The following is a 23557-nucleotide window of genomic DNA, read 5'->3' on the forward strand; positions in this document are numbered from 1 at the left end:
AAGGGCCTTCACCGCAGCGGGAGGCCCTTCACGATGTCGCGTTCTTTATTCTGGTTGTCGGACGAAGCTTGGCTGGCGATCGAGCCGTACTTGCCCCGGAACCAGCCTGGTGCGCGACGGGTCGATGACCGGCGGGTGATTTCGGGCATCCTTCATGTACTGAAATCCGGCTGCCGGTGGTGCGACTGTCCGGCAGACTATGGACCATCGACGACGGTCTACAACCGCTTCAACCGCTGGTCGCGGCGGGGGTTCTGGACGAAGTTGCTCGATGCCTTGGCAGGGGCGGGTGCGGTGACGAAGAGCACGGCGATCGATAGCACCTACATCAAAGCCCAGCGCTCGGCCTTTGGTGGAAAAGGGGGCGCCAGACGCAGGCGATCGGTCGTTCTCGCGGCGGCTGGACAACCAAGATCCATGCCCTGACCGACGTTCTCGGCCGCCCCTATGCCCTTATGCTGACGGCGGGCAATGTCAGCGATGTGAAGGCTGCACCGGCACTGCTCGAACGCGCCGGACCGATGCGCTACCTGCTCGGCGACAAGGGCTACGACGCAAACCGGCTGCGGACGTCCTTGCGCGAGAATGGCACCAGCCCCGTCATTCCGGGTCGCCGCAACCGCAAGCGAGCCATCCGATACGATCAGCACCGCTACCGTAGCCGGCACCTCATCGAAAATGCCTTCTGCCGGATCAAAGACTTCCGTCGGATCGCCACACGCTACGACAAGCTCGCCGCCAACTTCCTGTCAGCCGTCGCGCTGGTCACTACCTTGGCCTTCTGGCTCTGAATGAGTCTCAGCCCTAAGCATGCGCGATGACCGCCCTGATCAACTACTTCGATACCCGTTCCGGTCAATGCTTTGCGGATCATCGCGGCGATGTATTTCTCGAACAGGTCGTTCATTGGGAAGAGCAGAGTTAGCCCCTCGGGCGATTTCGCGGAATGGTGTGTAGCCTGCCAATCTCGTCCGAGAAGAAGCTGTGCGAGGCGGAAAAGGCTCTCCCATCGCCGATTGGTACGATCAACCCGCACTTCCTTCCAGGGCAGTCTATTGACCGGCACGGCTGGTACGTCGACGAGAACGTGGCGGAGTTCATCCAACCTGCGGCGGGTCTCTGATGAACGTGCGTATCTTCCAAGGTAGATGGTAGCGGCCGCCATGATCCGCATGAGGGGCGTGTCAGTATCGAGCTGATCGAAACGGCAGGAGAGCCTGTCTGGTCGTACCGCGTTGCGAGTAAACTGCCGGATCACGTCGAGACGGCCGCGCAGCGCTGGCAAATCCTCTTCGCATTGGCGATAAAGCCGTGGCAGGCCTCGACGAACTTCGGCCAGAAGCTTGTCTGCGAAGGCACGGATCAGAATTTCGAGAAGCGTATGACGCTGGTGATGGATTGCGGTCGCGTCCGTCAAGGTGGTGTAATTTCGGCTGTGGCCGTGGGCCATCGTCAGGCGGCTTTGGCGGTGATGTGTAGGGGCTGATTTTCCTCCTCGATCATGGGTTGGTTGAGTTCGGCCATGCCTTCGATCTGCATGTATCGGTGCTGGAGCTGCCACTCGTCGTTCTGCTCCATCAGCACAGCCCCGACGAGGCGGATGATGCTGTCTTCGTTCGGGAAGATTCCGACGACGTCGGCGCGGCGCTTGACCTCCTTGTTGAGCCGCTCGAGCGGATTGGTTGAGTGTAACTTCGTGCGGTGCTGGGTGGGAAAGCCGGTGTAGGCGAGCACGTCGGTTTCGGCCTCGTCCATGCAGGCGCCGAGCTTGGGCCAACGGGTGCGCAACTGGTCGGCGACCTGTCGCCAGACCTGCGTTGCGCTTTTCTGATCGGGCTGCAGGAAGACCTGGCGGATCGCGGCGGCGACGACAGTGTTCTGGCCCTTGGGCACATAGGACAGGGCATTGCGCATGAAGTGCACCCGGCAGCGCTGCCAGGTGGCGCCCATGACGCGGGTGATCGCGCCCTTGAGGCCCTCGTGAGCATCGGAGATGACCAGCTTCACGCCGGTAAGACCGCGCCGAACAAGGTCCTTCAGGAAGTCGGACCAGAAGACCTCCGCTTCCGAGGGGCCGATATGCAGGCCGACGATCTCGCGCCGGCCCTCGGTGTTGACGGCCATGGCGATTATTGCGGCAACGCTGATGATCCGCCCGCCTTCGCGTACCTTGAGATAGGTGGCATCGAGCCAGAGATACGGCCATTCGCCGGTGAGCGGGCGTTTCAGAAAGGCATGGACGCGCTCGTCAATGTCCTTGCAAAGCTTGGAGACGGTGGACTTGGAGATGCCGGTCATGCCCATGGCCTGGACGAGTTCATCGACCCGCCGGGTGCTGACCCCGCCGATCCACGCTTCCTGGATCACCGCAACCAGCGCTTTCTCGACCATCTTGCGGGGCTCAAGGAAGCCCGGAAAGTAGGACCCAGCACGCAGCTTGGGGATTTTCAGGTTCAGCGTGCCTACCCGGGTATCCAGCGAACGGTCGCGATAGCCGTTGCGCCAGGTCGCGCGCTCGCTGCTGCGTTCGTGGCGACCCGCGCCGATCAGGCCATCAACGTCGGCCTCCATGATCAGCTGCAGCACGTTCTCGGCGATGGTGCGCAAAAAATCCGGTTGGCCGCCCTTCGCAGCAAGCTCTTCGATCAGTAATCTGTCCTCGGTCATCGGGAACTCCTCTTCGTCACGGTTGAAGTGTGCAAACTCCACCATAACGATGAACCCGGTGGCCACCAGCGACGCCGCATTCCGGGGTGGGGCATGCCCCACCCCGGAATACACCATCGCCTACACCGGAAATTACACCACGAGCGCGGACGCTAACATGGATTGCGGCGCTACTTCCCAAATTAAGGTCTAGATCAAGTGCAACGTCGAGCATCCTAACGAGTCGGTCTCTGACAGTTTGAGCGCTTTCCAACGGTGCGCCTTCTGGATCAATCTTCGGCAATATTTCCAGACTGCAGCCCTTTGCGGCCACCATTCCAACCATCTGGCGCGCGACAATACGGTCCCTGCGATAAACAAGAATATTGGTGGCGTCCCGGTGAGCGAGTGGGTGTTGGGACGCCGCAACATGTAATGCGTCGGCTTGCGCGCGCTCGAACCCGCCTTCGCCAAGCTTTACATGGCCCCATTCATGTACCGTGAAGTGGCTCACGCAGTCTCAGCGCCTCGCTCGGAAAGCAAGGATGTCGGCTTACCCGAGACAAGCCGGCCATAAGCTTCGGTTTCAAATGTGTCGCGCACTCGCCAGGATTTTAAGGGCTGGCCGCCTTCACCCATCGGGTCGTCGATGACTTGGCAGGCCAAGAAGTTGCCGCCATTCTCCCGCTCGCCCAGCACCGCAGCAAGTCGGCCCCAGTCATCAAAGAAATATTCCTGAAGGAGTGGAATGACCTTGTCGCGCATCACCCCATTGACATCGCCGACTGTCTGGCAGCCGATGAAGAAGGCGTGGCCTATCCGGTGATCGCGGTCGACCAGATACTCGATCCGGCGGTTCATGGTGTTGAGAACATCGGCGAGCGGTAGGCCGGTCTCTACTTCCGCTTCCTGGAACGCCTCGACCGATGTGTCGGGAGCCATTTCCTCGAACCGGAAACGGCGGCGAAGTGCCGTGTCGAGCAGTGCAATCGAACGGTCTGCGGTATTCATGGTTCCGATGATGTGGAGGTTCGCTGGCACGCCGAACTCGTCTTCGCTGTAGGGAAGGCGCACCTTAAGCTGCTCGTCCATCCCGAGCCGCTTGTCCGGCTCGATAAGGGTGATGAGTTCGCCGAAAACTTTCGATATGTTCGCGCGATTGATCTCGTCGATGACGAGAACATATTGCTTTGGCGGCTCAGCGGGGCCGCCGGTTCCCGGCAGCAGATTGGCCAATGCCGAGCGGTTCAGGTGCTGCTCCTTCAGTAGGTAGCAAGACCATTGAATGAACGGCACATCATAAATCACGGTGTGATCGATGGGTTCGCGGAAGATCTTGAGCCAATCGACATCTCGGCGATGGTTGTAGTCGCGCGTATCGCCGGGTTCAAAGCGATAGGGTCCGGTAACGACGCCGATCGCCCGGATCAGCCTGTTGCCGTGAGTGACGACAATGATGTCGCCTTCCTCCATGTCGGCGCGGAAGCGGCTAGTCTGGATGATGTTTGCGTCATTGCCGTTGGTTCCGGGATGATCCTCGTTCCAACGCTCGTGGATCGCCTCGTAGGAATCATAAGGTGTCCAATCGATGTCGCCGCCCCATCCAAGCACGGCATAGCCATTGTCGATTGCGTCCTGGAAAATATGGTCTTCAACCCCTGCACGTCCCAATGACATCTTGAATACGCGTCGGCCGTCGAGGTCAAAAGGCTTGCCGCCTATTGCTGCGTCCGCCGCGGCTTCGGCTAACTGGCAGACATTCCGGAAGATACCGAGCTTCGGTTTGAGCTCGAATCCGGCGTTGCTTCCTTCTCCTTCTGCGCGCGCCGTTTCCGGACGTAGGCCTTCAACGAATTCTTCGTACGCGAAGTTCTGGTGAAAGGTGACGAATTCGATGCGCTTCTCTTTGCGCAGCCGATCATATTGATTCCGGAGTTCGGTCCTTTCTGCGTCCGGGACTTCTCCGCACAGCTCGACGGCCTTTGCCATCGTGCGGTACGTTTTGCCCGTTCCGGGCGGTCCATAGAGGATCAGATTGGTTGGACTGGGCATCTTGCTCACCTTCGGGCCATTTTCTTCTGCGGCTACCTCTTCGTCGTATCTGGGCCAGTATCCGGCGCGCGGTGGAATCGGGGCGATCCAGTTGGCGATCCTCTCGCGCTGCTTGTCGAGTGCGTCGGAGAAGGCCTTCTCGCCTTCCGGATCGCAATCAAAGATGCCCGTCAGTCCCAGTTCGCCGGAGGAGTGTGAAAATTCAATTCTCCCGCGCGAGGCGTGGAAGCAAGCCACAGTCCCTGAAGCTCGCGCTGCGTCGCTTTCCTTGCGCCCTAGCCGGATTTGAGGGATGTTCGTTCGATACCAGTCGAAGCCAAGTTCGTGTGCCTTTCGCGCCATCCTGCAGAATGTCGCTGTCTTCGCGTCGCTCCATTTGACGCGACGGGTGCGAAAATAATCGCAGCTGTCGAAAAGATGGAGCAGCTCTTCGTCGGTCATGTCATCATCCTGCAAGCGCTTTTGGCATGTTTCCCAAATGAAACCCTGGACGTCCCAGAGGTCTCGGGGCGCCCAATCCCATTCTTCTGCCATGATCCGCATCATCTCACGGGCCATGGCCGTCACCTTCAGCACCTCATCGCGAGATAGCTTGGCGTTGGCGAATGCTGGCTCGCCGAGAAGCATTCGGGCGGCGTTCTCCGTTGGGCTGGAGCGGATCGGCAGCACCGACTGCGGATCGACCAAAGCCCTCAACATTGTAGGAAACATTCGGCTTTCGGCGTAAGGATTGCTCGGCAAATCTCCTCGCAAAATCGGCCACACCTCGTCCACAAAGGCAATGACCGCATCTGCGGCATCATCCGCCTTTGCCAATCTCCCGACTGCGGCCGTAACGCGTCCTGGATCGGCGTCGCGGGCGCTATCGATGACCTTCTGCGCGCGCCAGTCGATCAGGTTGCAGTCCAGACCGGCTCGCCCTGCGAGCAGCTCGATAAGACGCTGACCGAGGTCCGCATCATTGCTGTCAGCCGGTTCCGCCAGCAGTCGGGCGGCTTCGCTTATTACTTTTCGTTTGTAGCCATCCTCTCGGGCCGCAAAGCTCGGGCAATTCTCGAAGCTGACGAAGTCCGGATGGAGAGCGTGGAATTTCAGCTTTAGGCGGTCGAACGCGTTGCGATCGATCGCCACGACGGAAGCGCCTTCCAGCGCGAACCGATAGCGGATCGTGGAGCTGGGTTTATCGCTACCGATTGGGCTGTGTCGCTCGATCAATTTCATGTTTGCGAGCTGGGCGAGCGCAGCACCTTCCAGCACCGAACAAACAGCTGGCAATGAGTTTTGCAATCCCATCGATTTATGCACGTCGCCGGACATAATCTCGATTGATGTCTCGCCTCGACCGCGGGCGGGTTCGACGAGCTGATCCGTTATGAATTTTCGAATCTTATCAGCTTGCGAAGGGACGGCACCAGAAGCGGAATGGACGCCAATCTTCCCGGCGATGCCTGGCTCGAGCTCGTAGGCGACCAGTTTTTGCGCTCCGAATTTCAGATAGTTTACCGGGCCGCCATCGAGTGCCTTCACTCGAGCGGGTAGACCATCGACCAGCATGGCCTTGGCAATTTCCTCGATGGTATCCAGTTCGATACAATCATCGGTTTCGTTCGACGCTCCCGGAGGCTTTGCGCGATAGGCGGACTTCTTTGTTTTGCGGTTGTAGTGCTGTACCGGCTGATAAACGCGGCCCTCGACATCGCGGAAAATCAAATCTCGGGTCACTTACTTCTCATCTCCGCTGTCGATGTAGAGGGGCGATTTCAACCCGACGCGTTCGTCAAACGGACGCCTTGGTCGGGCCGGCGGTTCTCCTTATCGCAGGAGGCCGGCGAGCATTGAGACGCCCTTCGAAGAGTGTTCAGTCGGCATTCTATTTCCGAACATCTGCGCGACCACATCTCGCAACCCCTCCACATCACCGTTAGAGATCGCTGCTTCGCCTTCGCTGGAGAGACGATCGTGAAGGCTTTTATCGAGCGCGGAGAACCGCTCGTCACGAAGGTTTTCGAAGACGGCAGCAATGAAGGCGGGTTGTTGAAATAGGGCGCGTTGAAAGATCGCATGCGCCTGCTCGACGAGGTCTCTAGCCTTCTTCCAATTGCCGTTGCTGAGTTCTTCGCGAGCCGAATGTAGCAGGATGGAAAGGCGCTGGGCCGTTTCTGCCTCGATTTTGTCGATGAGGTCGGCCGCACCTTCCTCGATCCGGTCGATCTCTTCGAGCAGAATTGCTTTGCGATGCTCCGGTGCATCACCAAGCCTGGCAAGTTCCTGTTGGACGTGCAGCGCTTCTTCCGTCACCGAACGCCGGGCTTCGGCGTCGGTGGAATTGTCGAGCAGTTCCTGCTGGCGCGCAAGCCTCCGCTCCATTCGGTCCAGTTCAGACGACGCGCCGAGGGCGGACCTTGCGTGAGAGAGGGCTTCCTGCGCCTCGTTCAGCTTCTTGGACGCGAGTTGACCTCCCTCGTCACCATCGAAGCGTTCATGGTTCGCTTGCGGGACATAGTAGCTCTTGTTGTCCAAATGAATTCCAAGGTCCGGAATCGCAATTTCGCAATTGATCAAACCATTGTCATCCATGCTCCAAAGGATCTCGATGCTGGAACCCGCAACCAACGTGTCGCCTTGATCAAGGATGTCGTCTGCGTGAACGCGAAAGACGCCGATGGACAGGTTTAGCAGGGGGTCATCGACCCCCTCTGCATGATTGAACAATTCAACATCGAAATGGGAGGACACGCCACCGGTCAACGTTTCTCGAAGACGATAGGCCGACGTGCCTTTGACCGGTAGCGGCGTGCCTTTCGAAATGAGTGGCACGAGAATGTTGCGGCGCTCAGACGCAGGGCCGTCCGCGACCTTGACCGAGACGGTTTGAGTTGCGTGGATGGCGGCCGCAGTCGCTGCCGATCTGTGAAATTCTATGGTTTGGGTGGCACATGCGGGACGGCCGTCCTGATCGGTAACGGACAACTGGAACTGATGAGCGCCGAGGTGTGGCAGAGGAAGGCTGAGCGAGGCACTGCCGTCGAAGTTGACGATTCCGCTATCGAAGCCTTGTGGCCCTGTAATTTGATAGCGATAAGTCTGGCCGCGCGTGTCGGAGGTGATACGCAACCGTGCATTTTCGTCCGACGTCCGCGCGGTGAATGCCAGCTTCAGTTCAAGCTTTCCGGTGACCGCTATGGTTCCGCGTGCGCTTTTCCTTTGCCCCGTCGGATTTCCCCAATCGCGACTCTCTGCGAAGATTGCGGCGCCTCTCGCAACGGCTGTCATCGGATCGGTTTTATGGTCCGCTGGAATCCCCAGTTCGCGGCTCACCGTCTCGCGTATGATCGGCATTTTTGACGGTCCGCCAATGAAAACGATCCGGTCGATGTCATCTTGGCTCAACCCATTGTCCGTCAGTATCTTACGGCACAATGCAATCGAGTCACTAACTTGGTCCGCGATCAGCCCTTCAAGCTGAGCGCGCGTGACCTCGACTTCGGCGTATATCTCGGCGCCGGATTCGTCGGTGGTTCGCGCATCCTCTTCGCTCAGGAAGACAATAGCTTTGTCGCGGGTAGATAGCTCGATTTTGGCCATCTCGACCTTCATTCGCAGGATACCAAACATCCGCCGATATTCGGGACGAACCGAGGCGTCGGCGGGCAGGTTAAATTTGCCCGCGAGCCAGGGGCGCACGATGGAATCCAAAATGCTCCGGTCGAAGTCACGGCCACCAAGCATATTGATGCCTTCGTGCGCTATCACATTGACGGCCCCGCCGCTGGCTTCAACCAACGCAACGTCGAAAGTGCCGCCGCCGAGATCGTAAACGAGAAAGCGGCCATCACGCCGTGACGCACCTTCCAGGGCGGCCATGGCCGCGGCCACGGGTTCCTGAAGCAATCCGACGCGTGGTAACCCTGCCTCCCTGGCAGCACGGATCGTCGCCTCTGACTGCATCTGGTTGAAGGCTGCGGGGATCGTGATAATCGCGCCTTCCACATCGACCGAGCCGGCTTCTGCCGTCGTCTGCCGAATGAGCTGTCGGATAATCTCCGAGCTTGCTTCTTCAGGAGTGAGCGTTTTTTCCGCGCCCTTTAGCTCGATCGTGCTCGATGTCCCCATGAGCCGCTTGAAACCCTGCGCGACGTTTTCCGGCGCGAGCTCCGCTTGTGCCTGAGCGCGGGTTCCCACGGACATATGACCGCGCCGGTCGAAGTGGAGCATGCTCGACAGCACATCCTTCCCGTCGTCCGTTTTGAAGAGCCGGATACCGCCGCTATCGATGCCGACTATCGCCGAATTTGAGGTTCCAAGATCAATCCCGAGGTACATGGTCGTCCGCCTTCTTAATCGCCACTCGTGCCGAATGAACTACTTGTCCCTTATAGATAATCGCCGGTTCGATGGCTTTATCGACGATTAAAGAATCCGCATCGGCGAACTCCTCGTGATTGATCGCCACGGCCGGAATTTGGGGGCCAAATGGCTGGCCCTCGAAAGTGGCGAGCTCGATTTCAAGGGCCGCGAGATGCTGCGCAAGCCTGCCCGACGAGAAACGGAGCTGCGCCGCGAACCGTTCGCTCCTGCCCTCAGGGAGGCTTTCGGATACCCGCTCGCAACTGCGCAGCAACTTCCAGTAGTCCGAAGCCAGGTTCGCCCAGATTTCTACATCATTGTCCATCAGCGCCACTTTCTTCGAGTGCATCAACCGCATCCCCGAACGTCGGCGTACCGGGATTCGAGGGCGTAAAGGATTGTGCGGGCGGAGTAATTGGCGTCGGCGAGGGGGCTCGCCCAACCAGCTCGATGCCTTCTTGCCGTAGCCGGTCCAATTCAACGGCAATTTCGCCGTCGACGACCGACTTGTCTCTTTGATCGTAATTGAAGCGACCACATCGGCTATTGAAGTCCGAGACTTCTGAATTGAAGCGGTTTTGCTGTGGATATGAGCTTACGGCCGTTCGCGCTGCCTCTAGCCGTTCGGTCTGCTTGAGACAGTAGCGAAGTTCCGATATCGAGAGCGATGCCGTTGAATAAGGGGCAGGGGGCGTCTCCACGCCGTCATCTGACGTAGCGGTGGCTTCGCTTGGATAGGATGATTGCTCGTCCGTAGTCTGAGCCGCCTCGTCGACGAAAGCGTCCTCCGAACTTGCGTAGGCAGCCTCGTCGGCAGCGCTGTCTGCTTTGCTTCCCGAATTGCTGTAGATAGCAACGACGGCAATGAGGCCAATGATACCCCAGGTTACGAACGAGCTGGTGCGGGCGGAGCTGATTTTCTCGTCGATTTGTCGTTGTATTTGGATGAAACGCGCCCGCTCCTCGGGGTCGTCGCTCTCGGTAAGGATCGCGCAGTGAAGCTTCGCATCCTTCAATCGTCCGGATTTGAGTGCCTCCGCTAGGCGAACGGATGCCGTAGTCCGCTCAAGCGTGTTGCGATCTCGGCGCAGAGCGGCCCCAAGTTCTTTCGGCAGCCTATCGACTACCAGAAACAGGTAGTCGAGAATGATGGTCGCTCCGTCGCAATCCTCCTGCTCATTGTGGAGGGCGATCGACAGGGACCGAACGATGCGCACGGCGCCGGCTATGACATTCTGTTCTCTCTGATTATCGACGATCTCTCCGTACAGGCGTCGTATCGTTCCGATCGGATCAGGAGAATTAACGGTGAAGCCTGACCGTGCCAGTGTAGCGCTGGTCCTGCTCAAATTCCCTTCCGCTGCATCAACTGCGGCAGCCAATGGCATGAGGATAGATGCGACCCGATGATCCTGTTCGAGCGAAACCAACGCCTCGACATCCGTCGCCAGCTGCGCCGCGGCGGTGGGGAGCTCGGCGAAGAGATTTTGAGCCAGTTCGCTCAGGCGCAGTGCATCCGAAGGACGCTCACGCTCATTGGCTAATGTTAGCACCGCCCTTCGAATGACCTTGTACAGGCGTTGGGAGTGAGCTTCATCTGCGCCAAGATGCTCATCCGCCCGTTGCAGCGGCTGCGCAACCTTGTCCCAATCAATCAATCTTCGTTCGATCTCCGGGAAAGCTCCGCGACCCGAGAGGTCCTCGACATACTCGTCCAGCAATGAGGAAATCGCCGATGTTTCGTTCTCGAGCGTAGTCGAGACGGAACGCTCATATTGCGCGAGAAGGGCGATAGCCAGCCGATCTTGGCGAAGCGTGTTGGCGGCGCATCTCACTTCGATAATGCGAAGGACCTCCGCGGCAGGGGCGTCAAATCGTTTGAAGGCTGCAATCGCTGTTTCTGCATGCTGCTCGGTGATTGTCTTGAGTTCGCTGCCAAGATCGGCACGGGAAACAGTACCGAAGCCGGAAACCGATCTCTCTTCCTCGACGGTTCGGTGAAGGTCCCCTTCGTCGATCTCCTCGTGAGCCGCCAGAAGTTGATCTACAATTTCTCGGGCACCTTCTTTGCTCGTTGCGAGGGATGCGGCCTCTGCCAAGAGGTTCGCCTGGGCAATGCCATCGGCATTTTTGGCAGCTTGCTCGAATTCCGTCGACGATTGGAAGCTTAGTGCCTTGCGCGCATCGCTCGGTCGCATCCCCAGAAGGTAGGCCAGTTCGGCCGACAAACGGTCTCGCGGCGTGAAAAGGGCTTGCCGCGCCATATCGAGCTTGCGCTCGTCGTCAGGGGTCTCGGCATCGAGAAGCGCATCTTGGTGAGCGTCGTTAATCTCGCTCCGCCGCGATCTGGGGCTGACGCCGAGTATTGCAAAAGGATTATCTGAAAGTCGTGGCGCCGTCACAAGCTTCTCTGATCTACCGAACTGACGAGAGTGCGGGAGCAGCTTGAATTGTCCGCTCTCAAGTCGGCGCGCTGTTGCGTGCTCTTCCTGAGAGTCGTGACTGCGTCATTCTCCCCCCGGTGTTCTAATCGCCGGTCGTCGGGAACGGATCAATTCTTTTTTCTGGGCATGAGGGTCGCGGGCAGCATTGCGAGCCGCAAGAACCATCTCGGTCCGCGCCATCTAAGTCATTGAATTATGGGGTCGATGGTGCCGCTTACAGGACTCGAACCTGTGACCCCATCATTACGAATGATGTGCTCTACCAACTGAGCTAAAGCGGCAACGAGGGGCGCCTCTACCAGCGTGCCGATGGTAAGACAAGCATCCTCGCGCAGAATCTGTTTTCGACCATATCGACCGCTTTGGTTGGTCTCGCGTGGCTGCATTGGCCCGGTCGCACGGCATTTCCCTTTTTAAAATGGGCTTCTGGCATCGGGCGCCGCTCCGCATCCCATTTCAGGAGCTTATCAGACGTGCCCACAATATTGGCAGAACGACCATCCCTCACATCCGTCAGCGACGAAGCGGAGGCCGTCCTTCGGCCCAAATTGAAGCGGGGACCCAAACCGAAGCCGATTGTCGAATTCCCTGAGCCGTCGGTCGAGGACTGGATCGATCCACCCACGTTTCCGGAAGCGCTCTCGCTGCACATGATGCGGCACGGCGACAGCTGCAATCATCTCCATCGCGCCATCATCCGTCCCGGCGACAAGACTGACCGCAAGACGATCCAGACCTGGGCCGTCGGTGCAAAATCGCCAGGGACCGTAGAAAGCCTCGCCGTCCTAGAACGAATCGAGCGGCGCTATCGTCTGCCGACGGGCTATTTCCACGCGAAGCTGGACCGGAGCGGCCGCGCCGCTGCGCGGCCTGCTATTGCGAAACTTACGACTGCCGAGCGTCGCCGGCTTGCTTGGCACCTCCCAAGCGATTTCTCGAAACGCCCCAAGCGCGAGCGCGAGGAGATATTGGCGTGGGTGCGGTCGGTCATCATCGAGGGCGCGACAGATTATCGGCGCTTCCAGCGCGAAGCGACGCAGCAGCGATTCTCGCTTCGCTTTCCGGGAAATTTTGGCGACGCGCGTGTTCGAGGCGGCGGCTGTTCCAGTAAGGTTGATACGGACGAGGGAACGGAATTGGCGTGCCGGGATGCACCTTTGCATCTCCAGCAAGAAGTTGGTCGCCTCATCGCGTTCAAAACCTCGACCCTGGCTCCATCAGGCCTTCTACGGCAGGGCATGTGGGGCGAAGAGACGGCATCGCAGAAACTCGAGCATCTCGGGTTATTATTCGGTGCGCTGCGGTCGCCGGCCGCTGGCGAGGTCAAAGGGCTCGGCGTTCCGATCGATAGGCTGTGTCTCGCCATGTTGCTCTTTCCGTCTCTTTGGGACTGGTATCTCCATTGGCGCGAAGATCGCCGGGGATTTTACACCAGCTGGGAAATCAACATGCTCGACTTCGCGCTCTCGTTAGCGCGCGACAAGACGGGCTGGATGAGGCAACACCCTGACCTTGCAGATGCGCTGCAGCCAGTTGAGAGTTTGATCTCAGCTGCGGATGTCGATGAGGCGCGGCGGGACTGGGATGCGGTCTGCGACCGGTTCACCATTTATGCGCTGAACCGAAAGAAGGACGTCCAGCGCGTCGCGAAAGTTCATCGCGATCCCTTCGAGCCCATACTGCCCATCCTCGAAGCCGAGAGCCCTGTCGGCGAATATCGCAAAATCACCGAGGAGATATTGGATCGGATGCCGAGTGCGCGTCGGTATCCGAAAGCGGCGGCCGAGGCCGTGCGCGCCTTTCTGATGTTGCGCTTCGGACTGCATCTTGGCCTCCGGCAGAAGAATTTGCGCCAGCTCCGCTTTTGCGTTCGGGGTGGGCGTCACAGCAGCGAGAAACAGCTCGAAACGCTGAAATGCGGTGAACTGCGATGGAATGATCTTTCGGGCGGCTGGGAGGTCTTCATTCCGGCGGTTGCCTTCAAGAATGCGTCCTCGTCCTTTTTCAGCCGAAAGCCTTATCGCCTGCTGCTGCCCAATCTTGGACGGCTCTATGAGTTCATAGATATCTACTTGGTGCGCGATCGGCAAATCCTGCTCGGGGGCGCCGAGGATCCGAAGACCTTCTTCGTGAAGTCTGCCAAGCTGACCACGAAAAATGCCGCTTATAGCCAAGTCGGTTTTTACGATGCCTGGCGCCTAGCGATCCAGCGCTATGGGATCTACAATCCATATACCGGCCGCGGTGCGATCAAGGGCCTACTTCCACACGGTCCGCACAATGTGCGCGACGTTCTGGCTACCCATGTCCTCAAAAAAACTGGCTCCTATGAGCAGGCGGGCTATGCCATCCAGGACAGCCCGGAAATTGTCGCGAAGCATTACGGTCGATTTTTCCCGCATGACAAATCGGCGTTAGCAGCGGTGGTGCTCAATCAGGCTTGGGAAACCTGAAAAGGACTGAGCCGACAGCAAGTTGAGCGCGGCCTGAAATGAGCGCGCACTGGCGGCGGCAGGCTGCCGCCAGAGGTCGCGCGTTTGCACGGTGGGCCGCGCAGCGCTCTTGGCTCGCTGATCTTGCCGGGGCGGCGGCTAAGCCCAGGCCCGCGCGCACACCGCCCCGCCTGCGGCTTCGCCAAGGGCGCGATTGTTCTCCGATGTTGACGCCGCGCTGACCGCACGGCGGCGTTGCCGTTGGGCCGGCCACGGACAGCGGGTCGTTCGGCGCACGGCTATGGGACCGCTCGGCCGTCGCGCAAGCCTGCGCTGCGCTTCGGCTCCTCCTCTTCGTTGCGGCCCTTCGGGTGCGCGCCGTCCTTTGGCGCGGTCCCGTCGCCTTTTCTCGCCGCCCGCCCCGCCGTCCGGGGCCGGGTGTGGTTGAAGAGAGAAGGAAGAAAGTCATGAAGCTTGATTTCATCGAATTGGGCAACCTGTCCATCGCAGCCGCCAACATGCGCGGGAAGGGGAAAGACCCCGACGTCGCAGACCTTATGCCGAGCATCCGCGCGCGCGGGGTGCTGGTTCCGCTGCTCGTCCGGCCCAATTGTTCGGAAGGCCATTTCGAGATCGTCGCGGGGCGTAGGCGCTTTACCGCCGTCGGCGCAGTCGCGCGCGAGGGTGGGGCGGTTCGGCCCATTCCCTGTGCAATTCTCGACGAGGGCGACGATGCCGATGCGCTCGAAGCGTCGATGCTCGAAAATCTCGCGCGGGTGCAGCCCGACGAGGTCAGCCAGTGGGAAGCGTTCGTCGCGCTGGTCAAGGCGGGGCGGTCGGTCGAGGAGGTCGCCGACAGCTTCGGGTTCGAGCCGCGCGCAGTGAAACGCATCCTTGCGCTCGGCAATCTGCTTCCCCGCATCCGCACCCTCTATCGCGGCGGTGAGATCGATGCGGGCACCGTCCGGCATCTGACCCTCGCTTCCAAGAGCCAGCAGAAATCATGACTGGCGCTGTTCGACGATGAAGGGGCTTACTGCCCGACCGGCCATCAGCTCAAAGCATGGCTGTTCGGCGGCACGGCTATCGCGGTCAAGCACGCGCTGTTTGATGTCGAAAAAGCGAAGCTTGCGACCGTGTCCGACCTGTTCGGCGAGGACAGCTTCTTTGCCGACGCCGATGCTTTCTGGTCGGCGCAGACCGCAGCCATCGAGGCGCGCAAGGCGGATTATCTCGAAGCAGGGTGGTCCGATGTCGTCATCATGGCGCGGGGCGACTGGTTCCGCTCGTGGGATTACACTCATGCGGGCAAGCGCAAGGGCGGCCGCATCTATGTTGAGGTGCGCGAGAGCGGCGAGATGACCTTCCACGAGGGCTTCGTCACCACCAAGGAAGCGAAGCGGCTATCGGGCGGCGACGGGCGCGAAGACGGCGATGCCGTAATTGCCAAGCCGGTGCGTCCCGAAGTGTCGGGTCCGCTCAATGCCTATATCGACCTTCATCGCCATGCAGCGGTGCGCGCCGATCTGGCGGGGCAGGGCGGGGTGGCTCTGCGGGCGATGCTCGCGCATGTCATCGCGGGGGTCGACCTCTGGCGGGTCGATGTCGAAGCCCAACGGGCACCGAAGGAGGATATTGCCGAGAGCGTCGAGACGTGTTCCGCCGAGACTGCGTTCGATCTCAAGCGCCGTGCCGTGCTGGCAGTACTGGCGTTCGACGAGGAGGCTCCGACGGTCACGGGAAGGCCTATAAACCGTCCCCCTTTTGCCCCGCTGTTCGCGCGGCTGCTCGAATTGCCCGATCCGGTGGTGCTGGAGATTGTGGCGATCGTCATGGGCGAGACGCTGCAGGCAGGAAGCGAGGCGGTGGAGATGATCGGCCTCCATCTCGGCACCGACATGCGCCAGCACTGGCAAGCGGACGCGGCCTTCTTCGACCAGCTTCGCGACCGCGAAGTTCTGCTCGCAATCACCGGCGAGGTCGCGAGCGCCGAGGTTGCCGCAGCGAACGGGGGTGAAAAGGGCAAGGCGCTGAAAGCAATCATCGCCGATTGCCTTGAGGGCACGAACGGTCGGACCAAGGCCGAGCCGTGGGTTCCGCAGTGGATGGCGTTTCCGCCTTCGGCTTACACCACGCGGGGCGGGGTCGGCAGCGTCAAATCGGCGCGGCGGGTCGCGCACGAGCTTGCGGTTCCCGCAGCGCCTGAACCCGATGCGGAGGACGAGCAGCATTTGGCAGCATGAATTTAAGGGCGGGCGGCATTGGTCGCCCGCCAAATCTTCCGTGCGGAAAATGACGCGCCGGCCTTGTGGGCCGGCGCGGCGCTTCTGGTTTTGCGGCGCGCCGCCGCAAGCGGCGCCGTCGCGCGGTTCAGCCAAAGAAAGAGGCGACGCGAAGTTGCCTTCGCGCCGCCTCAAACGAAGGATTATCTATCCATCGCCCCCACCGTCGATAGCTTGCCGGGGTCGCTAATCGCCAAGCCCGGACGGAAGTTGGCGAGCCCGATAATATCGGCTGGCCGACCTGAATTGTACGAAAGCGCCAAAATCGCATGCCGTGGGCATGATTTTCTTGCCGCCCGGAATGAACCGACGTGAGCGCGGATCGCCGCCTCCTACTCGGCTGTTTCCCTGGCCACGACGGAACGTTGGAAGATCGCTTTTCCCACTCAAGTTTCCGTATTTGATTGTTCATGCCGATAGCTCGTGACCACTCCTTGTGTTCTGCAGCACCATCCCGGCGACGGGCGATTGGACCTGCACCGGCGCGGCGTCCCGCGAAAGTGCGGCGGCGCAATTATTTCCCCGCCGGCTGTGCCGGCTCCTCGCGGCCGCTTCGCTTCAAATAATCGCGCGGCTGCACTCCTCCGCTTGCGCTACGGCCCTTCGGGTTCGCGGCATGCCTCATGCGCCGGTTCCGGGTCCGCCCATGCCGCAGGGATGGTCCCGCGGCTCATTCAAGGAGACGACCAATGGCAGCTATCGGCTTTGTGAACGGCACCATCGACACAGGTTTCGTGGGCCAACTCAAGACCCTCTCGATCCGCGCGGCGATCGAAATCAGGACCAACCGCTCGAAGAGCGGCGACGTCCAACCCGATTACCGGGTCTGGTCCGAGGGCGTCGAAATCGGCGCCGGCTGGATCCGCGTCGGACAGCAGTCGGGTGAACCTTATGTGTCGCTGAGCCTCGCGGCGCCGGAGTTCGGACCGCGCCGGCTCTATGCGAACCTCGGCCGCGCCGCCGGTCAGGACGGCGAGGACGGTTACGCCCTCATCTGGAACCCCGCCGACTGAGCTGGGCTTCCACCCCGCGCCGCCTCTGCGGCGCGGGGCTTTGCTGTGCTTCTTGTTTCAGGCGGCGATCGCCGGGAGATCGGCGAGCGTAAACGTGATCGGGTTGCGCTGCCATATTGCGACCTCGGACTCGCGCCAGCCGCAGCAACGCTCGGCGAGCTTGTGCTGCGGCGGAAAGGTGCCTGCGGCGATCTTGCGGTATAGCGTCGCCCGGCTGAGGCCGGTGCGGTCTAGAACGCTATCGAGACGGAGGAAGCGGTCGGGAGGGGGAAAAGACGCCATGCACATATCCTTCATTTACTGGCTGCGAATGATGCTCCCTGAGTGAAGAATGGATATTCATCGAGCGGCGTCAATCCCCTGAGATTCCAGCCTTTGTCCAAGTCTGTCGTCCCATGTCGTCCGTTGTCGTTCGCTGTCGTCCAACATTGTCGACGGTGCGACGAAAAATAATTTGCACCATTTTGAACATTTCGTCTCACGGGCGGAAATTGAGGCCGTCTGGGACGGTCGCGTCCAGATTGCCAAGCTGCAAGCAGCGCGATCATTATTCGAGTCGTTCCGAAATTGGGCCAGCGGTCGCCGCTGCGCGGCGGCGTCGGTCGTTCCGGCGCGGCGGGGGCAGGGTGGGCGTCACTCGCCTCTAGCCCCGCCCGGCCGGGCCGCAACCCGCGTGCCGCGGGTCCTCCTCTTCGTTCCGGTCCTGCGGATGCAGCCCGCCCAATGATGCGGGGCTGCCGGCTCCTTCCTGCCGCCCACCCCGCCCCCTTCCGGGCCGGGGTGCGGTGGCTGGAGGAGAAGGGAAGTGAAACATCAAAATGCCGAACGGGCGAGCCTCTATGCCGAGGTCACGAGCCGGATCATCGTGGAGCTGGAAGAGGGGCGGCTGCCATGGGTGCAGCCATGGGACAGCGCGTTTTGTGGATGCACGATGCCGCAGAATGCCGGAACGGCCCGCAAATACAGCGGCATCAATGTCTTGATCCTCTGGGCGGAGGTAATCGCCAAAGGCTATGCCGCGCAGCGCTGGCTGACCTACCGGCAGGCCGAGGCGGCGGGCGGCAATGTCCGGCGCGGCGAGAAGGGCACGGTCATCTGCTATGCCGACCGGTTCACGCCAAAGACCGAAGCCGAAGCGGCGCGGGGCGGAAATCGCGAAGCGCGGCAGGTGGCATTCCTGAAGCGCTTTGTCGTGTTCAATGTCGATCAGTGCGAGGGACTACCCGAGGACTATATCGCGCCGATGGTCAGCCCCGATCCGGTGCTTGCCATCGCTGAGGCCGACGCACTGATCGCGGCGAGCGGCGCGCGCTTTAACGTCGGCGGTGCCAAAGCATTCTACAGCCCGAGCCACGACTTTGTGCAGGTGCCCCCGCAGGCCGCGTTCCACGAGCCGGTGAACTGGTATCGCACCGCCCTGCACGAGCTAGGTCATAATGCCGTAACCCAGATTATGCCGCATGGCCTCCGCTGGAGGCCAGACAGCCCGGCATCGGCCATGCGGCTGTTCGGCATAATCAGAGCCCTTCTAAGAACACCAAGAGGTTATCGTCTGGTCGGAACCGGCCGGGCGGGGTGGCAGGGGCCGCGACGCGAGCGAGCGCCTTTTCCTTCATTCTCATGTCGGCATGGATGTAAATCTGGGTGGTCTCGACGTTTTCGTGACCAAGCCAGAGCGCGATCACCGTTTGATCGACACCGTGGTGGAGCAGTTCCATCGCCGTGCTGTGGCGAAGCGTATGCGGTGTGACCCGCTTGGTGTCGAGGCTCGGGCATGCGCGCGATGCCGTCAGGCAATGCTTGCGTACCAGATGTTCGAGCGCGTCGCGGCTCAGCCGCTCGCCCCGGATCGATGGGAACAGCGGCCTGCTCTCATCCTTGTCGTTGCCGATCCACGTCGCCAGCAGCTTAGCCGTTTCGCGGCGAAGCGGGGTGGCGCGCTCCTTACGGCCCTTACCCATACAGCGGACGTGCGCGCCGGTGCCGAGCGCCACATCACCCCGCGTGAGGCCAACCAGTTCGGATGCCCGCAGACCAGTCTGGACCGCGAGCAGCAGCAGAGCATGATCACGCCGCCCCGTCCATGTCGTGCGATCCGGCGCTGCGAGCAACGCCGCGATCTCATCCGCGTCAAGGAATGTGACCGCACGCTTCACATAGCGCTTGTTGGGCATGGTGAGGATGCGCTGGCAGTGCAGTAGCCAGGTTGGGTCGGTCATCGCGACGAAGCGGAAGAACGATCGGATCGCGGCCAGTCGGGTATTACGGCTGCGAGCGCCGTTGCCCCGCGCCGTTTCGATATGGCTGAGGAAGTCGGCAACCAGATCGGCGTCGATGTCTTCGACCGTCAGCTTGACCGGCGGCTTGCCACGTTGCGCGCTCGCATATCGAAGCAGGAGCCGGAACGTGTCGCGGTAGCCTGCAACCGTGTGGCGGCTTGCCTCCAGTTGCGTGCAAAGCCGGTCGGTGAAGAAGCGCTGGATCAGCGCAGGCAAGGTCGCGACGCTCATTGGTTCACCTCCGGCCGGCGGGTTGCACGGGCCATCGCCAGATCGAGCAGTTCCGGGACCGCCTCCAGATACCAGAACGTGTTGGAGGGATTGGTATGACCCAGATAGGTCGTCAGTCGGATCATTTCGCGCGCGGGGTCTTTGCCCGCGCGATACCACCCGATCATCGTGCGCACCGCGAAGCTGTGGCGAAGGTCATGGATGCGCGGCCCCCGGCCGTGCCGACCATATTGTTGGCCGGGCCGCAGCCCGATCCGCTGGCAGACGTGCGCGAAGTTGTAGCGGGCACTGCAGTCGGTCAGGCGGGTTCCCTTTTCCGTGACGAACAGTGCTGGCGAGGACCGTCCAAGCAGTCGGTCGCGCTCTGCAGCATAGGCGATGAGCTGCGCTACCACGCTTGGGTCGAGCGGAAGCAACCGTTCCTTGCCAAGCTTTCCGCGCCGTATGCGCAGCACGCCAGTCTCGGTGTCGATGTCATCGTCTTTGAGCGCCAGCGCTTCACTGATCCTGAGCCCTGTTACGGCGATAAGCCCGAACAGGGTTGAGCAGGCCAGCGCGCGCAGGCCATAGATGGACGGCAGACCCTTGGCCGCCATGACGATCGCGGCGATCTCGGCCTCCGTATAGATATAAGGACGCTGCCGCGCATAACGCTCAGGGAGCAGCCCGCGCGGCGGCACCTGGTGCGCCGGGTCGATACCGCTCAGCCACTGCGCGAACAGCCGCACCTTGCCGAACCGTGCCGAGCGTGTGGATGTGCCTACAACGGGCAGGCTCGCATCCCAGCGCAGGAACAGCGCCGTATCGACGTGCGAAGCGCGTTCCTGATCGGCGAAGCGGGCGAAGCGCCGGAGTATCCGTTCATCCGTACGAAGATCGTAGCCGAGACTGCGCCGAACGCTCAGATAACGGTCGAGTTGAAGGACGATGCTCATTGCACGCCTCCCGCAACTGGCCAAGGCTGCGCGACCGACCGCAGCCCGTCAATGTCGAGCCGCGCATATATCAGGGTCGATGACCGTGAGCGGTGCCGCAACACGTCGCTCACCTCGTCGAGCGAAGCACCGGCGTTCACCAGTCTGGTCGCAAGGCTATGACGCAACACATGTGATCCGACGTATGGCGTCACCGGCTTTTGCCCGGTCGCCGCCAGTGCATCCTTGATGATGGCGTTGACGATCTGGCCGTTCTTAAACGCGCGGTGCGGCGCGCGGTGGCTGACGAACACGGCTCGGCATGTCGTTGGCCCGCGCTCATCGCGAAGATAGCGGCTCAGCGCGTCCCCGACCTCGCCGGATATCGGCAACCGATCGTGCAACTCGCCCTTGCCGCGCACCATGAGTTCGCCCGCGCGCCAGTCGATATCGTCCAACCGTATCGCGATCACCTCGGGCGCTCGCAACCCGAGCCGCGCCATCAGCAGCAACATCGCATAGTCGCGTGCGGCATGTCGGGGATTGCTGCGCACCGAGCGAAGCACCGCCTCAACGCCATCGGGCGAGAGGTGCCGGGGCAGTCGCGCATCCCAGCGCTGGGCTGTCTTGGGGACGCTGGGTGCGAGATTGGTCGCGGTCGCGCCACGCGCGAACAGATATTGGAAGAAGGTCCGCAGATGCGTCGCTACCGTCTTGTCGCGATAGGGCGTCCGGCGCGCCAGCACTTGCTGCACGAAGCCAGTGATGTCGGCACCGCTCAACCGCGTCAGGTCGATCATTTGCCTGCCGAAGCGATAGTCGAGGAACCGGTTCGCGAAGCCCAGCGTGTGCCTGATCGTGCGCGGGCTCAGGCCCCGTTGTTTGACCAGATAGGCCTCGAAGTCCGCCAACAGCGTGGTCCGCATCACCTCAGCGTCCGTCAGCGGCACAGGCTGCGCCACGCCAATGTCGATGAGATGCGCGGCGAACCGACGCGCCAGATTATGCGGACAAAGCTTCTGACCCTGTTTTCGCGGCACCATCCGTCCCAGCCGTTCGGCCTGATCGAGCGTCAATGCGGAAGGCTCCACGCCCTCAGCGTCCATCAGCCGCCCCAGATTCCGAACGAGATGGCGGTAGGTTTTGAGCGTTCCCGTTTTGTAATTGGCGGCCGCGAAGCTCTCGATGAACGAGTCGAGATAGGGTTCGATGCAAGTGTACTGAGTTTCCGTCATGATCATCGTGCTCCATGTTGTTGGAGCGACGAAGATTATGCCGAATGGGCCAAGCGCGATCATGCCGCCAACCGCGCCTTCTCGCCACGATGCGGCATAATTTGGGTTACGGCATTATGCGACTTATGCCGATATCGGCATAAGTCGCATTGGACCGGCCATAGCAGCAGGCTCGGCCGCGACCAGATGGGCGGGTTCGGATCGGAGGCATATGCGAAGGAGGAGCTTGTTGCCGAGATGGCAGCGGCGTTTACCTGTGCCTCGCTCGGCATCGCGCCGACTGTCCGGCATGCCGATTATATCGCGTCGTGGCTGTCAGTGCTGCGCGAGGATGAGAAGGCGATCTTCCGCGCTGCCAGTCAGGCGAGCAAGGCGAGCGATTATCTGCTCGCCTTCGCGGGAGACGACCAATGAGGCGGCGTGATCTCTCCACCGTCACCATCGAGGATGCCGAGCGCCGGATGGTCATCGCGCTTCGCAAGATGACCGCGCGGCAAGGCGATATCTTCATGTCGATCCGCTTCGACGAGACGCCTTATGGCGAACTGGCAGAGCGGCATGGCATCACCGTCGAGCAGGTGACGAGCGATTTCGCTTCCGCGCTTCGCATGTGGTCGCGCTGCCTTCATGCGCGCTTCCCGCATCTCGTCTGGCCGTGGCTTTGATCCGCGGCGGGCCGGATGGCGCTTGCCATCCGGCCCGCCGCCTTCCTAAGGTTGCCGTAATGCGAACCGGCCTCGATCATCTTCCCCAGTCCAAGCAGCGCGAGCTTGCCGATGTCGTGCGCATCCTGTTCGAGGAATTCGAAACCGCGCACGCGCGCGGGAATTCGGATTGGAACCGCAAGGGGCGCATCTTCAAGATCGTCCTCTACGGCAGCTACGCGCGCGGCGATTGGGTCGACGATCCAGTTGGCGGCTACCAGTCAGACTATGACATTCTTGTCGTCGTCAACAATGAGCGGCTGACCGACTTCGAGCATTGGTCCGCCGCCGAAGATCGCCTCATGCGCGAGGTCACGATTAACCAGACCCTCACCGCGCCGGTTAGCTTCATCGTTCACTCATTGAAGGATGTGAACGCGCAGCTTGAGCGCGGGCGCCCGTTCTTTGTCGATTCCGTCGAGCAGGGGATCGGCCTCTACGAGGCAGAGGGGTATGAATTTGCGCAGCCGCGTATTCTGCCACCCGAGGAAGCGCGCGTCGAAGCAATTACTCACTTTGACAAATGGTTCAAAAGCGCTGGCGCGTTCCGGCTGATGGCGCACACTGCAATAGAAGGCGGCAACTACAACGAAGCGGCGTTTGTGCTGCATCAGGCGACTGAACGCCTGTACCATTGCACACTCCTTGTAACCTCACTTTACAGCCCAAAGTCGCATCGGCTCAACTTCCTCCGTTCTCAGTGCGAGCAGATCGCACCCGCGCTGGTCGAGGCTTGGCCGCGTGAGGACAAATTCAGCAGACGATGTTTCGAGCTTCTACGATTGGCCTATGTGAATGCTCGCTACTCAAAGTTATGCCGAACTCGGCATAACTTCGATTATGCCGAGCGCCACACTATGCCGAGCGGGCGCGGTAGGTCCCGGCTTTCCAGCAACTTTGCGGTGATCGGCTCGGCATAGTTTTACGCTCCTCCCTGCACCCATCGCAGAGGAGGAAGCTATGACGCTAAATGATTTT

At 60.8% G+C, this 23557-nt stretch carries 18 protein-coding genes, 1 tRNA gene and 2 pseudogenes; 9 read left to right on the top strand and 12 right to left on the bottom strand.

Annotation, left to right across the window (positions count from 1 at the left end; genetic code table 11):
* Positions 1-8 precede the first annotated feature (8 nt).
* Positions 9-149 carry a hypothetical protein gene (locus LH19_RS29320; protein ID WP_234716212.1) on the bottom strand — a complete coding sequence of 47 codons (141 nt, stop codon included), beginning with the start codon at positions 147-149 and terminating at the stop codon, positions 9-11.
* Between LH19_RS29320 and LH19_RS27715 the strand changes: the two genes are divergently transcribed.
* A protein-coding gene (locus LH19_RS27715) for an IS5 family transposase (RefSeq protein ID WP_234716168.1) occupies positions 91-791 on the top strand; the annotation gives its coding sequence in 2 pieces (ribosomal slippage) (positions 91-367 and positions 367-791; 702 coding nt in all). The genes LH19_RS29320 and LH19_RS27715 overlap by 59 nt on opposite strands.
* Here LH19_RS27715 and LH19_RS27720 read toward each other — a convergent pair.
* The 7 genes from LH19_RS27720 to LH19_RS04140 form a co-directional block, all read right to left on the bottom strand.
* Positions 722-1450 (bottom strand): McrC family protein, encoded by a 729-nt coding sequence (locus tag LH19_RS27720; protein WP_082395406.1) that lies wholly within the window; start codon positions 1448-1450, stop codon positions 722-724. The two genes, LH19_RS27715 and LH19_RS27720, sit on opposite strands and share 70 nt — an antisense overlap.
* 2 nt (positions 1451-1452) lie before the next feature.
* Positions 1453-2667, bottom strand: coding sequence for an IS256-like element ISSpma2 family transposase (locus LH19_RS04115; RefSeq protein ID WP_006954973.1), 1215 nt, complete (start codon positions 2665-2667; stop codon positions 1453-1455).
* A 489-nt stretch (positions 2668-3156) separates the two neighbouring features.
* Positions 3157-6420, bottom strand: coding sequence for an AAA family ATPase (locus LH19_RS04120; protein ID WP_145923350.1), 3264 nt, complete (start codon positions 6418-6420; stop codon positions 3157-3159).
* A gap of 90 nt (positions 6421-6510) precedes the next feature.
* Complete coding sequence (locus tag LH19_RS04125) at positions 6511-9021, bottom strand: Hsp70 family protein (RefSeq protein ID WP_054725030.1); 2511 nt, start codon at positions 9019-9021, stop codon at positions 6511-6513.
* Complete coding sequence (locus tag LH19_RS04130; RefSeq protein ID WP_145923351.1) at positions 9005-9394, bottom strand: hypothetical protein; 390 nt, start codon at positions 9392-9394, stop codon at positions 9005-9007. The genes LH19_RS04125 and LH19_RS04130 overlap by 17 nt, the downstream gene beginning before the upstream one ends.
* Positions 9360-11447, bottom strand: coding sequence for a hypothetical protein (locus LH19_RS04135; protein WP_054725034.1), 2088 nt, complete (start codon positions 11445-11447; stop codon positions 9360-9362). The genes LH19_RS04130 and LH19_RS04135 overlap by 35 nt, the downstream gene beginning before the upstream one ends.
* A 247-nt stretch (positions 11448-11694) precedes the next feature.
* Positions 11695-11770, bottom strand: a tRNA-Thr gene (locus LH19_RS04140).
* A gap of 192 nt (positions 11771-11962) precedes the next feature.
* Between LH19_RS04140 and LH19_RS04145 the strand changes: the two genes are divergently transcribed.
* The 4 genes from LH19_RS04145 to LH19_RS04155 all read left to right on the top strand — a co-directional run bounded on the left by LH19_RS04145 (position 11963) and on the right by LH19_RS04155 (position 17216).
* The gene (locus tag LH19_RS04145) at positions 11963-13942 is read left to right on the top strand and encodes a hypothetical protein (protein ID WP_234716074.1); all 1980 of its coding nucleotides are present in this window, start codon (positions 11963-11965) and stop codon (positions 13940-13942) included.
* A 446-nt stretch (positions 13943-14388) separates the two neighbouring features.
* Complete coding sequence (locus LH19_RS29325; protein WP_234716075.1) at positions 14389-14928, top strand: ParB/RepB/Spo0J family partition protein; 540 nt, start codon at positions 14389-14391, stop codon at positions 14926-14928.
* A gap of 129 nt (positions 14929-15057) precedes the next feature.
* Positions 15058-16164, top strand: coding sequence for a chromosome partitioning protein ParB (locus tag LH19_RS29330; protein WP_234716076.1), 1107 nt, complete (start codon positions 15058-15060; stop codon positions 16162-16164).
* A gap of 728 nt (positions 16165-16892) precedes the next feature.
* Positions 16893-17216, top strand: coding sequence for a DUF736 domain-containing protein (locus tag LH19_RS04155; RefSeq protein WP_054725037.1), 324 nt, complete (start codon positions 16893-16895; stop codon positions 17214-17216).
* 57 nt (positions 17217-17273) lie between these two features.
* Here LH19_RS04155 and LH19_RS04160 read toward each other — a convergent pair whose 3' ends face one another.
* Positions 17274-17498, bottom strand: coding sequence for a helix-turn-helix transcriptional regulator (locus LH19_RS04160; protein ID WP_054732968.1), 225 nt, complete (start codon positions 17496-17498; stop codon positions 17274-17276).
* A 523-nt stretch (positions 17499-18021) separates the two neighbouring features.
* On the opposite strand from LH19_RS04160, the pseudogene LH19_RS27725 reads away from it, so the two are divergent.
* Positions 18022-18645, top strand: a pseudogene (locus tag LH19_RS27725) (ArdC family protein); the annotation flags it as partial.
* Positions 18646-18733: 88 nt separating this feature from the next.
* Here the strand turns inward: LH19_RS27725 and LH19_RS04165 are convergent.
* Genes LH19_RS04165 through LH19_RS04175 form a run of 3 tightly spaced genes read right to left on the bottom strand, consistent with a single transcriptional unit; the run spans position 18734 to position 21875 of the window.
* A complete protein-coding gene (locus LH19_RS04165) occupies positions 18734-19726 on the bottom strand; it encodes a tyrosine-type recombinase/integrase (RefSeq protein WP_054725040.1) in 993 nt (330 codons plus the stop codon).
* Positions 19723-20661, bottom strand: coding sequence for a tyrosine-type recombinase/integrase (locus LH19_RS04170; RefSeq protein ID WP_054725041.1), 939 nt, complete (start codon positions 20659-20661; stop codon positions 19723-19725). Before LH19_RS04170 ends, LH19_RS04165 begins: the two co-directional genes overlap by 4 nt.
* Entirely contained in the window at positions 20658-21875 is a 1218-nt protein-coding gene (locus LH19_RS04175) for a tyrosine-type recombinase/integrase (RefSeq protein ID WP_054732971.1), read from the bottom strand. The genes LH19_RS04170 and LH19_RS04175 overlap by 4 nt, the downstream gene beginning before the upstream one ends.
* A 147-nt stretch (positions 21876-22022) precedes the next feature.
* Between LH19_RS04175 and LH19_RS29335 the strand changes: the two are divergent.
* From LH19_RS29335 to LH19_RS04190, 3 genes and pseudogenes are all read left to right on the top strand, one after another.
* A pseudogene (locus tag LH19_RS29335) lies at positions 22023-22289 on the top strand (zincin-like metallopeptidase domain-containing protein); the annotation flags it as partial.
* Positions 22286-22540 (top strand): sigma-70 RNA polymerase sigma factor region 4 domain-containing protein, encoded by a 255-nt coding sequence (locus LH19_RS04185; protein ID WP_054725042.1) that lies wholly within the window; start codon positions 22286-22288, stop codon positions 22538-22540. The pseudogene LH19_RS29335 and the gene LH19_RS04185, both read left to right, overlap by 4 nt.
* A 59-nt stretch (positions 22541-22599) precedes the next feature.
* The gene (locus tag LH19_RS04190) at positions 22600-23499 is read left to right on the top strand and encodes a HEPN domain-containing protein (protein WP_054725044.1); all 900 of its coding nucleotides are present in this window, start codon (positions 22600-22602) and stop codon (positions 23497-23499) included.
* Positions 23500-23557: the final 58 nt, after the last annotated feature.

This window comes from Sphingopyxis macrogoltabida (assembly GCF_001314325.1).
Lineage (GTDB): Bacteria > Pseudomonadota > Alphaproteobacteria > Sphingomonadales > Sphingomonadaceae > Sphingopyxis > Sphingopyxis macrogoltabida.

Bases quoted from the DNA above. Each gene is read 5' to 3' on its own strand.
- LH19_RS29320 (WP_234716212.1), bottom strand. From the start codon at position 149: ATGCCCGAAATCACCCGCCGGTCATCGACCCGTCGCGCACCAGGCTGG.
- LH19_RS27720 (WP_082395406.1), bottom strand. From the start codon at position 1,450: ATGGCCCACGGCCACAGCCGAAATTACACCACCTTGACGGACGCGACC.
- LH19_RS04115 (WP_006954973.1), bottom strand. From the start codon at position 2,667: ATGACCGAGGACAGATTACTGATCGAAGAGCTTGCTGCGAAGGGCGGC.
- LH19_RS04125 (WP_054725030.1), bottom strand. From the start codon at position 9,021: ATGTACCTCGGGATTGATCTTGGAACCTCAAATTCGGCGATAGTCGGC.
- LH19_RS04130 (WP_145923351.1), bottom strand. From the start codon at position 9,394: ATGCACTCGAAGAAAGTGGCGCTGATGGACAATGATGTAGAAATCTGG.
- LH19_RS29325 (WP_234716075.1), top strand. From the start codon at position 14,389: ATGAAGCTTGATTTCATCGAATTGGGCAACCTGTCCATCGCAGCCGCC.
- LH19_RS04155 (WP_054725037.1), top strand. From the start codon at position 16,893: ATGGCAGCTATCGGCTTTGTGAACGGCACCATCGACACAGGTTTCGTG.
- LH19_RS04160 (WP_054732968.1), bottom strand. From the start codon at position 17,498: ATGGCGTCTTTTCCCCCTCCCGACCGCTTCCTCCGTCTCGATAGCGTT.
- LH19_RS04165 (WP_054725040.1), bottom strand. From the start codon at position 19,726: ATGAGCGTCGCGACCTTGCCTGCGCTGATCCAGCGCTTCTTCACCGAC.
- LH19_RS04170 (WP_054725041.1), bottom strand. From the start codon at position 20,661: ATGAGCATCGTCCTTCAACTCGACCGTTATCTGAGCGTTCGGCGCAGT.
- LH19_RS04175 (WP_054732971.1), bottom strand. From the start codon at position 21,875: ATGACGGAAACTCAGTACACTTGCATCGAACCCTATCTCGACTCGTTC.
- LH19_RS04185 (WP_054725042.1), top strand. From the start codon at position 22,286: ATGAGGCGGCGTGATCTCTCCACCGTCACCATCGAGGATGCCGAGCGC.
- LH19_RS04190 (WP_054725044.1), top strand. From the start codon at position 22,600: ATGCGAACCGGCCTCGATCATCTTCCCCAGTCCAAGCAGCGCGAGCTT.